Source organism: Nocardioides sp. BGA-UO-ETr-FS32 (assembly GCF_059567905.1).
The window spans coordinates 849097-864123 of sequence record NZ_JCAQOX010000015.1 but is presented as its reverse complement, the minus strand read 5'-3'; the positions used below and the strand labels follow the sequence as shown (position 1 = coordinate 864123).

Genomic DNA, 15027 nt, shown 5'->3' with positions numbered 1-15027 from the left:
CAACCCCGAGACCGGCGACGCCGGTGCCGCGGCGAAGGCCAAGGGACTCCTGAACGGGCCGTGGCGCCCGGGTCGGAAGAAGGTTCGCGCCGACACGCTGGCCAAGCTCGTGTGGCACGCCGAAAAGGGCGGAGCGCCCTCGTGGATGGAGAGGATCAACCCCAAGACCCTCGTCCTGATCGACGAGGCGGGCATGGCCGCCACCACCGATCTGGCGGCGGCGATCGACTACGTCACCTCGCGCGGTGGCCAGGTGCGGCTGGTCGGTGACGACCGGCAGCTCGCCTCGGTCGCCGCCGGCGGCGTACTGCGTGACATCGCCCACCAGATCGGCGCCGTCACCCTCGGCGAAGTGCACCGCTTCCGCAACCCCGACGGCAGCCTCAACCACGCCGAGGCGGCCGCCACCCTGGCGTTGCGCGAGGGCGACCCGTCGGCGATCGCGTTCTACGCCGACCGGGGCCGCATCCACGTCGGCGACCTCGGTGCCTGCGCCGACCAGGCCTACGCGGCATGGGCGGCCGACCGCGCCGCCGACACCGACTCCGTCCTCATCGCACCCACCCGCGACCTCGCCGCAGAGCTCAACACCCGGGCCCGCAACGACCGCATCGCTGGCCGCGACGAGAAGGAGATCGGGCGCGTACTGACGCTGGCCGACGGCACGAAGGTCTCCGACGGTGACCGGATCATCACCCGCGAGAACGACCGGCGCCTGCGCATCAGCCGCACCAACTGGGTCAAGAACGGCAACCGCTGGCACGTCAAGAAGGTCAACGCCGACGGCTCCCTGCGAGTGGTCCACGACCAGCTCGGCAAGACCATCACCCTGCCAGCCGACTACGTCTCCAAGACGGTCCAGCTCGGCTACGCGACAACCGTGCACGGCGCCCAGGGCATCACCACCGGCACCTGTCACGTCGTCCTCACCGGTGACGAGGACCGCAACCTGCTCTATGTCGCGCTCTCCCGCGGCAAGTTCGCCAACCACCTCTATCTCAACGTCGCCAGCGACGGTGACCCGCACAACCTGATCCGGCCCGAGGCGCTCATCCCGCCGACCGCGCTCGACCGGATCGCCGAGATGCTGCGCCGCGACGGCTCGCCGGTCTCCGCAACGACCACGCTGCGCGAGCAGACCAACCCGCACCAGCTGCTCGGGGACATGGCCAGCCGCTACCACGACGCGGTCACGGCCGGAGCCGAGAACCTGATCGGCGCCACCGGCATGGACAAGATTGACGCGCACGCCGAAGCACTTCTGACCGGGCTGACAGAGGCACCCGCGTGGCCGACGCTGCGCTCCCACCTCGCGCTCGTCGCGCTCGACGAGCACAGCCCCTTGAAGCTGCTGACCGCAGCCGTGGGCGTCGGTTCGCTGGCCGACGCCCGCGACCCCGCGGCGGTGCTCGATGCCCGGGTCGACGACCTGGTTGCCGAGCTCACCGCGGCCCGACCGCACGACGCGAGCACGCCTCCGGCTGCGGCCGGGCCGCTTCCCTGGCTGCCCGGCATCCCCGCCAGGCTGGCCGACAACCACGACTGGGGTCCGTTCGCGGCCTCCTATCACCAGCTCGTCCGTGAGCAGATCGACGCCGTCCGCGAGACGGCCGGCGACTGGACCGGCGCCACCGCACCTGCCTGGGCACAGCCCTTCCTCGAGGACGAGGACACCGATCTGCGGGCCGAGCTCGCGGTGTGGCGTGCCGTGGCCGGGACCGACGAGAACGACCTGCGCCCCACCGGCGACCGCACCATCGGCGCCCCTGGCGCCTACCAGGCCAAGCTCAACCGGGCCGTGCGCGAGGCACGCCCGAGCTACCCCTTCTCCCAGCGCACCTGGTACCAGGCGCTGCCCGAGACCGTCCGCCAAGACCGGTGGATCACTCCGCTGTGCCAGCGGCTCGCCCGCCTCGAGCGCGCCGGGCTGCCCGTGACCGACTACATCACGCAAGCGCTGAAGACCGATCCCGCTGCACCGGCCGGCGAACCCGGCACCGATCCGAGCGCCGAGACCGCCGCGCGGCCGCTGCCCGACGAGCAACAGGCCGCGGCCCTGTGGTGGCGCCTCGTTCCGCACCTCGGGCCGGCCGCGCTCGGTGCCGACGAGCACTCCGCGAACCTGCTCCAGCCAGCATGGCGCACCGCGCTGGCCGAGCTCGTCGGCACCACGAAGGCCGACTATCTCCAGAAGTCACCCGCTTGGCCCGCGCTGGTCGCTGCCGTTGACGAAGCCTGCGAGCACTACGGCTGGACCCCGAGCGACATCCTCTCCAGCGCGCTGGCCGGGGTCCCCCAAGACGGCAGCCTCACCGGCGTCGAGGTCGCCGACGCGCTCGTGCTGCGCATCGCCATGCTCACCGACCAGCCCATGGACGAGCCGCCACCAGGTGACGACGCGGCACCGTATGGCGACGCCGACGTGCCCCCGGACCTGCTGCCGCCCGAGGATGCCGACGAGTTCATGGCCGCGTTCTACCGCGACCAGCCCGACGACCCAGACGCCCCTGTCGTCCACTCCCCCACCCCGGACGAGTACGAGGATCTCGCCGCCGAATCGGTCGACTGGGCACCGCCCGGCGATGAGCCCGACCCGCCGTCGTACGACGACGTCGCGGCCGCCGACTACGGGTACGTCGAGGACCCGTACGCGTCGCCCCTGCCGTGGCAGGAAGCCGACGAGATCACGGCCGAGAACGCCTTCCCCGACCCGAACGAGATCCCGGCCGAGCGGATCCACGAGCTCAACCAGCAGGCACTGGCCTACTACGAGTCCTGCTGCCCGCGCTCGTGGGCGCCGGACTACCTGCGCGAGCGCATTGGGACCAACCTCGCCGACCACCCCAACTACTCCGTCGGGTACGCGCCCGGCGGCGGCCGCAGCCTGATGCGCCACCTCACCCACCAGGGCGCCAGCCTGGACGAGCTCGAACAGGCCGGCCTCGTCTCCCTGCGTGAACGCAACGACGGGACGACCTACTACCGCGACTTCTTCCGCGACCGGCTGGTCATGCCCATCCGTGACCCCCACGACCCCGCCGGAAGTGCGATCCTCGGATTCGTCGGCCGCCGCAACCCCACCAAGACCGACGACGACTACGCCGGACCGAAGTACCTCAACACCCGCACCACCCCGGTCTTCACCAAGGGCGAGGCGCTCTTCGGGTACGCCGAAGCCCGCGAACTCCTCGCCAACGGCGCGCTCCCGGTCATCGTCGAAGGCCCGATGGACGCTTTCGCCATCACCCTCGGCAGCGGCGGCGCCGCGGTTGGCATCGCCCCGATGGGGACCGCGCTCACCGTTAACCAGATCAGGCTGCTGCGTGGCACCATCGACATGGTCAAGGGCCGCGACCGCATCGCCGTGGCCACCGACTCCGACCCCGCTGGCTGGAAGTCCGCACAGACCGCCTTCTGGAACCTGACCGCGGCCGACCTCGACCCCACCCACCTCGAACTCCCCGACGGCCTGGACCCGGCCAACTTGTTCGAGACCCAGGGCGCCGCCGCGATCACCGCCGCCATCGCGAACCGTGCCCCGCTCGGCGACGCGATGATCGACCACCTGCTCCGCACCGCCGGTCACTGGTCCGACACCGACGTCCGCCAGAAGCTCATCCACCAGACCGCCCGCATCCTCGGCGTCCGCGGCTCGGAGGTCTGGCTCGACGCCACCAACCGGCTCCGCACCCGGCTACACCTCGCCCCCGGCATCCTCGAGCACCAGACCGTCACCGAGAGCATGGAGCGCGACCGCAACCGCTCGGCCTACGCCCAGGCCCGCATCGACGAGATCAACAACGCAGCCCGCGCGAAGGCAGCCAACCGCGATCCCCTGTCCCGCCGCCGGGCCGTCGAGCAGAGGCTCGCAGCCGCATCCACCACACCCCGGCCCGACCACGTTGGGCCGCCTTTGGGACGACCCGATCCAGCCGGTCCGGAGCGATGATCCCGGTTCACTCAGAATCGCTCTGAGTGAACTGCAGACCTCCCGCAACTCGAATCTGGGGTGATTGGCGTCCCCGTTCGTCGTCAGGACGCGTTCTGAGCGCGCTACGGACCATCATGACCCGGACACCTGGGCCCAACCGCCGAGTGGATAGCCACACCTCCTGTCGAGATGCAGCCAACTTTGACCACGGGCACCTCTTGTCAAGATCTACCCAACGAGTAGACATTCGAGGCGCGTGCGTGGCCCTCGCCGCCGGCACGCGGACCAACAAGCTCGGGTCATTGCGTCGAACGGCAGCCCCGAGTTGCCCAACGCCGCCCAACGCCCGGGGGGCACGCCCACGACGTGCCTGCCGCTAACAGGCGAAGTGCCGGCTTCGACTACCTGCCAGAACTAGCATTCGAGATCCGCGTGCCCTCGAGGGGTTGAGAATGGAACCACAACAACAGGCATCAAAGGCCGAGGCGCCCAGTGTCGGCCCGGACCTCGCAGCGGTGTACCTGGAGCACCGCGAAACCATGTACCGCGTCGCCTTCGGCATGCTGCGCACCGATCGGCACAACCGGGCCGAGGACGTGATCGGCGAAGTGATGATGTCGATGGTCAAGAACCCACCACGCCAGGAGGTGCACAACTGGGAGGCGTTCTTGGTCCGAGCGGTCCAGAACAAGATCCGGGACCTGTGGAAGTCGGCCGCCCACCGTCACGAACAGCTCGTGATCGACGAGGCCACCCCCCTCGAGGACGAGCGGCACGGCGGCGACCAGGTCGAAGACGACCCCGCTTCCGGTGTGGTTGAGCTGATCGGACGTCACCAAAGGGTGCAGACCGTGCAGGATGCGCTGGTCGAACTGGAGGCATGGGACCACCAGGCGGCCCACGTTCTGTGGCAGTGCGCGGGGCTGGAGCGGTCCTCCCAGGAGGTCGCCGACGAGCTCGGGGTGTCCAGCTCCCGGGTCAGGCAGATCTCGGCGAAGGCGAGGAAGGAATTGATCAATATCTTGGGGGCGAAGGAGGTGGACCTATGAACGAAGAGACCGACCGACTGCTGGAGCAACTGCTGGAAGAACCACCTGGCCCGCGGCGCGAGCAGATGCTCACGCGACTCGACGGCGACCAGCGCGAGCAGATCCGGGCGCTGCTCGATGCCGGCGACCTGGTGTGGGAGGCAGCACACACCGCCCCTCCCCTGGAGGAGGATCCCGTCGCCGCGATGCTGGGCGTGGTGCCGGACCCCGGCTTCCAGCTCGACGCCGCCGCTCTCGTGCGCGCCTGCAAGGCAAGCCGCGTCAAGCCCACCGCGTTGGCCGCCCGACTGAGTGCACGCGGGTGGCAGGTGGACACCACCGACGTGTTCCGGTGGCAAACACGTGCCGCGCCGGACGTTCCCCCGGCGCTGATCAAGGCGATCGCCGAAGAGGTGCGCATCGATCCCGATCGTCTGGTTGCAAAGGCTGAGCCGCAGCCAAACACGCTCCGCGCGCTGGCCGAGGATGTCGCAACAACACCACGCTTTCGTGACCTCGCTCAGCGGTTCGCGCAGATCCAACGGCTGTCCCCAACCATGGCGGTATCGGCCCTGCAGTCACGGATGCTGGCCACGGTTCACCGTGGAGACGAGCCCGACAAGGAGCAGATGCTGGCGTCGGTGGAGGAGCTCGTCCGCGCACTGGAGGCGAACCAGGGCCAATGAGAACGATCGAGGAGTGCGTCGAGGCCGCACTCGCGGTTCTCACGCCGCAAGTTCGCGCTGGATTCGCCGCCGACCCGATCACGGCGCTCCGCGACGGACTTGACCTGAAGGTCCAGCAGGCCCCGCACCTCGCGCAGCGACGCGGTGATGGCGGGGCCTGCGACGGCGTCTCCTTCCTCCAGGACCGGGTGATCCTCTTTGCGCCCACTCCCTACAGCCGCCGGGAGAACTTCACCCTGGCCCACGAGCTGGGCCACTGGCTGGTGACCCAGACGCCGCCGGTCTACGACTGGCTCTTCGAGCAGCCTGACCCGAACCAGGAGCTCGAGACGGTCTGCGACGGCATCGCCCAACGGCTGCTGTTGACCCAGTCGTCCATCGACCAGGCCGTCCAGGCCGGGCCAGTGCAGGCCCGGCACGTCCTCGACCTCTATGAGCACAGCAACGCCAGCATCCCAGCGTGTGCGATCGCCCTCGCCGCCCGACTGCCCGGACTCGGCGCAGTGGTGATCGTCGAACACCCCGGCTCCCCGGATCCAGCAGTCGTGGCCTACGCGAGCATCCGCCCAGACCCGGAACGGGGCTGGCCCAAGGTCTACCCATGGCCCGGACAGGACGTCCCGGCTGGCCACCCGCTCCACCACCACCGTGCGGGCGGAGCCATCCGGAGGCGCAGCTTCTGGGCGATGCCGTGGGGCGAGCGGGCCGACCTCTACCTCGACGCCGTCGAGGTCCGCGGACGGTGGATCGCCGTGCTCGCCGACACCGACCTGTGGGGCGCCGAAAGGTTCCACCCCAACACGGCGCGTGAGTTCGATCAGCGGCCAGAACGCGAGATCCACTGCTGCGGGCAGACCCGGAAGGTCCGTGGGTACCCGTGCCCGACCTGCGACGAGGCGCACTGCCCGGAGTGTGGAAAGTGCCGCTGCGAGCGCCAGCAGGACGAGCTGATCATGTGTGCCGGCGGCTGCTTCTTGATGTTCCGCCCGAACCTGCTCGTCAACGGCCTGTGCGAGGAGTGCCGCTAACAGCTCGCGCCTCCGCCTCGACTACCTGCTGAGAGGACGCCGGGACCGCCCCGACGACTCTCGGGCAGGAGACGACACCACAGATGGCGAAGAACACCAGCAAGGGCCACCGCGTCGGCGCCGTCAAGGGACGCAGCGAGTTCAAGGTCAACGGCATCTGGTTCAAGCGCGACACCAAGACCGGCCGGATCCTCAACGGCAGCCCGCAGCAGCACAAGGGCGTCCGCAACGAGAAGTAGACCAGCCTCACCCCCGCACCACCGTGCCCTACGGCATCACCCATGCGTACGAGCAATCAACCACGAGCAAGTCAGCAAGGAGAACAGTCATGACCAACGACAAGAAGCCGCCCCAAACCATCACCATCACCGTCGATAACGTCGAGTTCACGGTGAGCGAGAAGCACCAGACCGCCGGCGCCATCCTCACCCTCGCGGGCCTGGACCCGGCGATGTACGACCTGGCCAAACTGCACGGCGATGGTGACGCGTTCAAGGACGACCAGCAGGTCATCGTCCAGGACGGCGACGACTTCGTCACGGTGCGCGCCAGCGCCCCGGTGGCCTGAGGAGGCCGGGATGGAGCACGGAATCGACGCCATGGTGAGGTGCCTGGAAGCGCTCGGCGCAGCACCCGTGCTCCGTCACGGTTTACTCACCTACACCCTCACCCCCACCCACGGCGCCCGCGCCGGCCAGCCGGTCGAGAGCGGCGTGGCCGAGTCCGAGGCGCAGCTGTGGCCGGCCACCCCGCCCCACTGGGTGCACCTCCCAGCCGACGTCAGCATCCCGGCGTCGAACACCGGGGCCTCGCCCCACCCCGGCTGGGTCGGTCACTCCCGCGACATCAAGGGCTGGGCGCAGGAGATCAACCACGGCATGGCCTGGCTCTCCCACGTGCGCAGCGTGATCGCCGGAGCTACCGCATGACCCCGCGGCGATTCTCGGTCGCGATGACCAAGGCATTCGACGAGACCCTGACGCGGCACCTGATCCGCTCCGACGGCCAGGAGGACCTCTGCCTGACCATGTACGCACCTTCCACAGGTGCCGAGCGCGACACGGCGCTGCTCCGCGACGCGTGCCTTCCTCTCGAGGGAGAGCGGAAGGTCCACGGCAACGCCACCGTCACCGGCCGGTACGTCCTGCGAGTCGCACGCCACGCCCGCGACCTCGGTCTGGGCGTGGCGATCCTCCACTCCCACCCCGGCGGCCGCGGTTGGCAGGAGCTCAGCGACCTCGACGCCGACGCCGAGGCGTCCTATGCCCACCTGGTCGAGCAGGTCACCGGCCAGCCGCTGGTCGGAGTAACCCTCGCCGGCAAGGACCACACGTGGTCTGCCCGCAGCTGGAGTTCCGCCGGAAGCGCCGTGGACCACGTCGACGCCGAGAGTGTCCGGGTCCTGGGCGCACGCCTCGGGGCCACCTGGAACGACCGGTTGGTCCCGGTCCCAGCCCCGATGCCCAGCCAGCTGCGCACCGTCTCGGCATGGGGCGAGCGCCCGCAGGCCGACATGGCGCGTCTGCGTGTCCTGGCGGTCGGTGCCGGCAGCGTGGGTATGGACGTGGCTATCCGGCTGGCCGCGACCGGGATCGAGAAGGTCGCCGTGATGGACTTCGACGTCGTCAAGGAGGTGAACCGCGACCGCCTGGTCGCCGCGACCCGCCGTGACGCCCAGTTCCAGGTCCCCAAGGTCGACGTCGCCGAGCGAGCGTGCCGCAGCGCGGCGACCGCCGCCGCCTTCGAGTTCGGCCGGCACCAGCTCGACGTCACCGGCACCCGGGGCCAGAGCACGGCTCTGGACTACGACGTGATCTTCTCCTGCGTCGACCGGCCATGGCCCAGGGCCGTCCTCAACCAGATCGCGTACACCGACCTGATCCCGGTCATCGACGGCGGGATCGGGATCGACATCTTCGAGACCGGGCAGATGCGCAACGCCACAGTCCGCACCCACATCGTCCGGCCCGGCCGTCCCTGCCTGCAGTGCAACGGCCAGCTTGATCCCGCGCAGGTCGCCCGCGACCGACTCGGGCTGTTCGATGACCCGACCTACATCGAGAGGTCCGGCCAGCCCGTGCCCGGGAGGCAGAACGTGGCGATGTTGTCGGCCGCGGTCATGGCCTCGCAGCTGGCACTGTTCGTCTCCCTCGTGGTGGCACCGTCGAAGTTCGGCGAGCCCGGCCCGCTCCGCTTCAGCCTCACCACCCACCGACTCGAGCACGTCCAGGCCACCACCAGCCCCGCCTGCGTATACGAGAACCTCGTGGCCCAAGGGGACCAGCGGATCCCCTTGGCGCAGACCGTCGCCGACGCCCCCACCAACGGATCGATGGCGGTCAGGGCGGTGGTCGGCCTGGTAGCGCGCTACGTCGTCGCGTTGATCAGGTGGACCAGTCGCCGCTAGAGCCCGACGTCGGGGACGGCGAGCGCTCCGCGTCCCGCCGCCCGGGCCCCCCGCCGCGACAACCTCCACGGGGGCCGGCGGGACGATCTGTGCGCAGATTCGGCCGCAGATCGAAGCACCTACTTTGACGGCCACCTGGATGGCACTTACTTCGTCAACGATCGCACCGGAACGTCGGTCAATCTTCGCTGCCTCTCGACACCTCCGTTACTTCTTCAACCTGTGACCCGGTCGTCGCACCGCGGGGTGAATCCGATCCTCGGCCAGATGGGCGGGCTTGACGACAATGCCCTCTCCCCGCCGGGGGTGAGACTGCATCCACCCCGTGCGTCGTCAGGCACGAATGACTCGTTCTAGGTCGTCGATGTCACCGGTGCTGGTGTAGTGGTGCGGAGAAAACCGGATGGTGTCTCGTCGCAGTCCGCGAGATCCGCGGCTACCCCGAGGTCGAGCACCCCCACTCCACAACCGGCGCCTGGGACCTCGTCATCCAGCTGCGCTGCCGCAGTCTGTCCGAGTTCGACCTCGTGCTCGAACGGATCCGGAGCCTGCCCGGTGTGCGTGAGACCCAGACCAGCCTGCTGTTCAACTCCCTCACCGCCCCGTAGCGACGCGTGTGCCCCGCGCGCGCACGAGCGCACGCACGCGGACGATCTCCCAACATTCGGCGCTTTCGTCGGCTGCTGCTGGCACCGTGCTGGGCAGAGGTCTGCTTCCGCAGTTAGCGACAGCCCAGGGGTGGCAAGTGACCGAGCCCGACGGCGACTGGAAGACGGCCGCGCTCACCTCACCAGCCGGAGGGCGGGACGAGGGTCTTCGTCCTGCCCAAGTAGCTGGCGAACTCTCGCAGGCTTCCATCTGAGCTGCTCCGCAAGCGATGCGACGGTGACCCCTCGCTGCTCTGCGAGTTCATACGCCGCGTTCAGCATGGAGGGGACTTCTCCGTCGTACTGCCGGATTGGCCGGCGCTCTTGCGGTGCCTGTGCCAGGCGGATGTAGGCGCGGCGGGCGGTGCTCTCCGAGATGATGCCCAGCTCCTGGCTGCGGTAGATGAGGCTGCGTACCTCGACGCCCCACCGCTCGCTCAGCCTGAAGAGCTTCGCGAAGTCGAGACGTTCGGGGAGTTCCTTCTCGATCCCTGCCCGCGGGGTTAGGAACTCGGCGGCGAATGCGTCGGCCTCTCTTTCGAGCCAAAGCTCTCCAGACGCAGAACCGCCGTGCAAGACCAGGTGTCCCAGTTCGTGTGCTGCGCTGAAGCGATGACGGAGAACGTCGTCGGCTCGATCCGCGGTGAGCACCACGAGCGGTCTGCGGAACGCCAGGGTCGAGTAGGCGTCGATCCGTGCCGTGACGTCCTTCGCAGTGGGCGGAGCCATCGCGCAGATGATGCCGTGCGCTTCCAGTTGCGACACGAGGTGACCGATGGGCTCGGCACCGAGTCCCCACAGTTTTCGTGTCTCCAAGGCGACGTCGCGTGGAGAGTAGTGGGCGTCGGCGTCGCCGAAGATGTCCGGCAACTCGATCGGCGGGAAGCGGACGTGTGCTTCGAGCGCAAACGACAACTCCCAGATCTGCTCGGCGAATGACGTCGCCCGGGATCGCTGCTTCGCCGTGGTCGCACGGAGGCTTTCGAAGTAGGTCTCGCTCGTTTCCAACCTCTGGAGCGGTCGGCCCGGGGCGAAGAACTCGACCGGGACGTCGAGTGCACGGGCGAGTCGCTGGACTGTGCTGGAACGGGGAACTGAGATGCCTGCCTCGTACTGTCCGACAGCGGCAGGGGAGACGTCGGCTGCCTCGGCGACCTCCTTCTTCGTCATCAGCGCCAACTGGCGTGCCTGGCGAAGGCGGTCGGGCTCGAAAGTGATGCTCGAGGCCATTGGGATCACTCCGGCGCGGACGTGTGAGAACCATCAGCCTGCTCGTCATCGCCCGTCGCGGTCGCCTCCTCCTCTACGACCTCAAGCAACGGCTTCGGCCTCGGCGCTGCATCGAACGTTTCACCGGCGACCACCGTCGGCTTCGCGCCGGTGTCGGAGGGCTCAATGAGCGAAAGCTGCTCGCTATCTGAGAAGTTGATATGGCCGTCGGTGTCGAGGGTGGCGATGCCGACCCGGACGACCTGCAGGCCGCTCTTCGGGTTGCACTGGTACGCCGCCACAACCATTTTCGCTGCCAGGTTCCCAATGGCCGACCTTGCCGCCTCGGCGACCTTGCGAGCCTCCTCCTCGAACTCGTCGAGGGTGAACTCATCGAGGTCGTCGAACAAGGTCGGATGGGGCGCCGCCAAGACGTTCACTTTCGTCAGCCGAGACCGCAGGTCCGAGATCCGGGCCCGCATACGGTTGTCACGCTTGCTGGTCTCCATGACCTTCACCGGCAGGATGGCGATGCCATTCCAGACGAGGAGCTCGTACGGGGCGCCGCGGGGTGGGAACGGAACAGCGCCGTCGAGGATCGGCAGCAGGCGGGCAACCACCTCCTGCGGTAGGGCGAGCCAGAAGGTGCTGCCGTAGGCGTGATTCGACTTCAACCTCGAGCCGATCTTGGCGTCCAAGGATCGCGTGTGGGCTTCGCCGCCTGCGGCGACGAGCGCGGCCGAGACGGCCTGTGAGTCCTCACCAAATTGGCGCTGCATGAAGCTGGTACTCAGCGTCTCGGTCACTCGCCCACGTCCTCCCCTAGGTTGGTCTGTCGAGAGGAGGCTACACGAAACTTCAGTTCGCGGTGCTCATCTGGTCATTTTGGGCGCGTTTGGCGAGTCGTCAGCATCCAGAACGGTGTCAGTCGAGCCTCTCCCCTGTGTCTCAGACCCCCACCTCTGCGCGAACAACCAACTTGAGGTCTCGCTGGGGCCCTTCACGACGTACGACCAGAACCGGTCGATCTCGTCCGCCGTGAGCTGCATGAGGTCAACGTAGATGCCGCCACCGACACTGATTTCGGCCCGCGGTCACTCCGGGCTCTCGGCCCGGGCGGCTGCCCGGTTGCGCCAGTGGTCGAGGACGTCGTCGGCGAGTGGGGCGGTCTTCATGCCCTGGATGACGCGGCCCGCGTTCACGCGGCCGGCGACGTCACGCAGGATGTCGGCGTTGCTGGCGCGCCAGCCGTGGCCGATCGCATGGGTATGGAGGGCGTCCGGGTCGAGGGAGTAACCGGCTCGCAGCAGGATCGTGAGGTCCTTCGCAACGGCGGCCCGGTAGCGCTGGTCGGCGGTCTTGTGCTGTCCGACGAGGATGCCGAGCCCGTCGACGGCTTCGGCAACGACGGGGTCCAGAGGCCGTACAGGGGTGAGGTCCGGCTTCGGGCCGCCGAGCGGTTCCGCGTGCTTCGCCTGAGCCCAGCCGAGCGTTTCGCGAGGGCTCCAGGTGACCGCCACGAGGGCGGCCGTCCGCGAGCTCTCGTCGGCTTCGAGGAGGTGCTTCTCGTCGGGCCACAGCGCGATCACCACTCCCCTGCCGGGGCCGATGTCACGCCAAGTCCGAACCGACACGCCACGCCGCATCAGCGCGTGCACGGCGGGGTGACCGGTCTCGACGTCGCGGAGATTCTGCTTGCCCGGTGCATACAGCGTCACCGGCTCGTCGAGGGCCTTCACCTGCTGGAGTGCCCACTGGACGCCGAGCCTGCTTGCGGCGGCGTGCGGGATGCCGGGCACGGTGTACGCGCGGGGAATGTCACGGTCGTGGTCGAACACGGAATCGCTGCCCTCTCCGCCGCGCACTGCGTCGCTCGGTTCGTCGCGCGGCCCTCGCACGCCACGCTAACGCGGCGGTCCGACAGTTTCGGTGGGTTCTGCCAATGGGGTCAGCGGCCGATGCTCGGATCGGTGCTCGGCAGCGTGAAGAGTCCCTCGTCGGGTGTCGCCGACGTCGTTGACGGGTTGGTGGTCGCGGCCCGCATAGCGCCGGCTTGCAGCGCCGCAGTTGGGGTCGACGCAGGAGATGCTGGTGCCGCTGGTCGCTGGTCGAGGAGTTCGAGGAGGTCCACGGGTTCGTCATCGACGGTGAGTGGGAGAGCGCGGGCGATCGCCGACTTCTGGTAGTCCCACACGTCACGCAGCGCCACCAGGTGCTTGCCGTAGGCGGAGTCCCAGTCGGCCTGCACGACCTGGTGCTCCTCGTCGGAGCCGAAGCGCCGCCGGTGCGGCCAGCCGCCACGCTGATCGCTGAACTCGCTCCAGCTACGGTTCTCGGCGCGCTCCATGCGTCGCAGCGTGTCCAGCTCGTTGCGCAACGCCTGCGGCAGGCTCGCGCCGTGCGCCGCGGCCTCGGCCCAGGTCACCTTCAACACGACCTTCGGCCTGATCCGGCGCCAGGCCTCCGTGTCGGTGCCGGCTGCCGTCATCGCCTCGGAGAACTCGGAGTGGTCTTCGAGCCAGACCGCCTTGCGGTTGTAGTTGATCCAGCAGCCTTCCTGCGGTGCTGAACGGCCGCCTTCCAGCGTCCCCCGTTCGCGGAGGCGATCGAGGAGTGCGTCGGCCGCCATTCCGGCGCCCAGTGCACCCAGCAAGTTCTGCTGGTCCCGGTTCAGCATCGCGCTCGGCCCTGCCCTACCTGGCGGGCGCGGCCGAGACCGCGAGCCGCTGGCCGTCCTTGTCCTGGTGCCGACGGGCGGTCTCGTTGCGGGCCTGGTCGAGGGCGGCCAGCTGCAGCGTTGTGCTGCGCTCGCTCTCGGGGGCGGCGGGGTCCTCGCCGGGGATGCTGGTCGGCTCCGCGTAGTGCTCGTCGAGTTGGTCGACGATGCGGGAGCACACCGCGTTGAGCCGAGGGTTGTTCGCGACCTTGTTCTGGGCGTACATGACGCTGGTGTGGTCCTTGCCGAAGTAGGCCGCGATCGCCGGCAGGGTCAGGCCGCCGCGCCGGGCTGCCGTCATCGCCACGGCGCGGGCGTCGGTCACCGCGCGGTGGCGGTCGGCGCTGAGCACCGCGTCGCGGGTGGTGCCGAAGGACTGCGCGGCGGTGGCGATCGCGATCGCGCAGATGCCGTCGGGTCCGACGTCGGCCACCTCGCCAGTCGCGGTTCCGGCGGCGTTGACCTGAGTGGCCAGCGCGATCGCGAGCGCCCGCAGCTGCTCGGCGTTCATCTGGTCGAGCGTCCGCTCGACGGCGGACTGATTCGCGTTGGCGACCAGCGCGGCGAACGCCGCCGCCTGCTTGGCGGTGAGCTCGCCATCTGGTGCAGCCGCATCGGCGGGCTGGTCCTGCTGGTCGTCGACGAGCCGGAGCCGCCGAGTGCTGTTGTCTGGAGTGGCCATCGCGGCTACCACCTTTCGTGAAGATCGTTGTGGGCGGGCTTGGTGTCGTCGGGCTTGCTGGTGACCGCGGCCAGCTCGCCGGCACGGTCGACGTCGTCGCGGTAGCCCTGCTTGCGGCCGCGGCCAACCCGCGTGGAGGCGTGGCTCTCGTCGCGCTCGCGACGGGGCCGGGGCTGGTGCTTGCCCGGCTGGCAGCCGTCGCCGAGCCGGTCACGCAGCCGCTCGAGGAACCCCGGCAGCCCGTAGCGATGCCAGTCCTCCAACGCGGCCGGGGTGACGGCGAAGCTGGTGTAGTAGCGGCTGCACGCGAGCACCGCGAGGTCGTGCACCAGGTGCGGGTGCGCGGGCCAGCACTCAGGGATCCCGGGACGGGTCACGTTCCACAGGTGCTGCTCGTTGACCCACATCGCGACCAGGTCCAGCCACGCCCACAGCTCGGAGCGCATCAGCCCGGTGCACGTGGCCGGGTCCCACGGCCGCGGCATCTGCGCGAGCTCGCGCAGCGCCTCCTCATCGGCCGGCGGCTCGACGGCGGCCTGCTGCAGCTGCTCCATCGCCGTGCGGATCGTCGGCCCGGGCTCGGGAAACGGGCGCACCATCAGCCCGACCAGCGGCATCATCCCGTTGCCGCTCGGTGCGGCGCTCCCGCCAGCTGCACGGGAGGCGACCTCAGAGGGGTGCATCGTCGTCATC

15 protein-coding genes are annotated in these 15027 nt (G+C 69.2%); 9 read left to right on the top strand and 6 right to left on the bottom strand.

The window, feature by feature from the left end; translation table 11 throughout:
- The 9 genes from AC57BS_RS17675 to AC57BS_RS17635 form a co-directional block, all read left to right on the top strand.
- A partial coding sequence (locus tag AC57BS_RS17675) for an AAA family ATPase (RefSeq protein WP_496412749.1) occupies positions 1-3949 on the top strand: 3949 nt, incomplete at its 5' end.
- Between the two features lie 434 nt (positions 3950-4383).
- Positions 4384-4980: a sigma-70 family RNA polymerase sigma factor gene (locus tag AC57BS_RS17670; RefSeq protein WP_496412748.1), complete on the top strand. Its 597-nt coding sequence runs from the start codon at positions 4384-4386 to the stop codon at positions 4978-4980.
- Positions 4977-5645, top strand: a complete 669-nt coding sequence (locus AC57BS_RS17665) for a hypothetical protein (protein WP_496412747.1) — start codon at positions 4977-4979, stop codon at positions 5643-5645. Before AC57BS_RS17670 ends, AC57BS_RS17665 begins: the two co-directional genes overlap by 4 nt.
- Complete coding sequence (locus AC57BS_RS17660; protein WP_496412746.1) at positions 5642-6673, top strand: ImmA/IrrE family metallo-endopeptidase; 1032 nt, start codon at positions 5642-5644, stop codon at positions 6671-6673. The genes AC57BS_RS17665 and AC57BS_RS17660 overlap by 4 nt, the downstream gene beginning before the upstream one ends.
- An 83-nt stretch (positions 6674-6756) precedes the next feature.
- Complete coding sequence (locus AC57BS_RS17655; protein ID WP_496412745.1) at positions 6757-6912, top strand: hypothetical protein; 156 nt, start codon at positions 6757-6759, stop codon at positions 6910-6912.
- An 89-nt stretch (positions 6913-7001) separates the two neighbouring features.
- Complete coding sequence (locus tag AC57BS_RS17650; RefSeq protein ID WP_496412744.1) at positions 7002-7241, top strand: hypothetical protein; 240 nt, start codon at positions 7002-7004, stop codon at positions 7239-7241.
- A gap of 10 nt (positions 7242-7251) precedes the next feature.
- Positions 7252-7602: a hypothetical protein gene (locus AC57BS_RS17645; protein WP_496412743.1), complete on the top strand. Its 351-nt coding sequence runs from the start codon at positions 7252-7254 to the stop codon at positions 7600-7602.
- Positions 7599-9080 (top strand): ThiF family adenylyltransferase, encoded by a 1482-nt coding sequence (locus AC57BS_RS17640; RefSeq protein WP_496412742.1) that lies wholly within the window; start codon positions 7599-7601, stop codon positions 9078-9080. The genes AC57BS_RS17645 and AC57BS_RS17640 overlap by 4 nt, the downstream gene beginning before the upstream one ends.
- A 428-nt stretch (positions 9081-9508) precedes the next feature.
- Entirely contained in the window at positions 9509-9688 is a 180-nt protein-coding gene (locus tag AC57BS_RS17635) for an Lrp/AsnC ligand binding domain-containing protein (protein ID WP_496412759.1), read from the top strand.
- Positions 9689-9862: 174 nt separating this feature from the next.
- On the opposite strand, the gene AC57BS_RS17630 is transcribed toward AC57BS_RS17635, so the two are convergent.
- The 6 genes from AC57BS_RS17630 to AC57BS_RS17605 all read right to left on the bottom strand — a co-directional run bounded on the left by AC57BS_RS17630 (position 9863) and on the right by AC57BS_RS17605 (position 15026).
- On the bottom strand, positions 9863-10957 hold the full coding sequence (locus AC57BS_RS17630; protein WP_496412741.1) for a helix-turn-helix domain-containing protein: 1095 nt from the start codon (positions 10955-10957) through the stop codon (positions 9863-9865).
- 5 nt (positions 10958-10962) lie between these two features.
- Positions 10963-11742: a hypothetical protein gene (locus AC57BS_RS17625; RefSeq protein ID WP_496412740.1), complete on the bottom strand. Its 780-nt coding sequence runs from the start codon at positions 11740-11742 to the stop codon at positions 10963-10965.
- Positions 11743-12030: 288 nt separating this feature from the next.
- A complete protein-coding gene (locus AC57BS_RS17620) occupies positions 12031-12774 on the bottom strand; it encodes a DUF1889 family protein (RefSeq protein ID WP_496412739.1) in 744 nt (247 codons plus the stop codon).
- Positions 12775-12884: 110 nt separating this feature from the next.
- Positions 12885-13613: a hypothetical protein gene (locus AC57BS_RS17615; protein ID WP_496412738.1), complete on the bottom strand. Its 729-nt coding sequence runs from the start codon at positions 13611-13613 to the stop codon at positions 12885-12887.
- A gap of 16 nt (positions 13614-13629) precedes the next feature.
- On the bottom strand, positions 13630-14334 hold the full coding sequence (locus tag AC57BS_RS17610) for a helix-turn-helix domain-containing protein (RefSeq protein ID WP_496412737.1): 705 nt from the start codon (positions 14332-14334) through the stop codon (positions 13630-13632).
- 5 nt (positions 14335-14339) lie between these two features.
- Entirely contained in the window at positions 14340-15026 is a 687-nt protein-coding gene (locus AC57BS_RS17605; protein WP_496412736.1) for a hypothetical protein, read from the bottom strand.
- Position 15027: the final 1 nt, after the last annotated feature.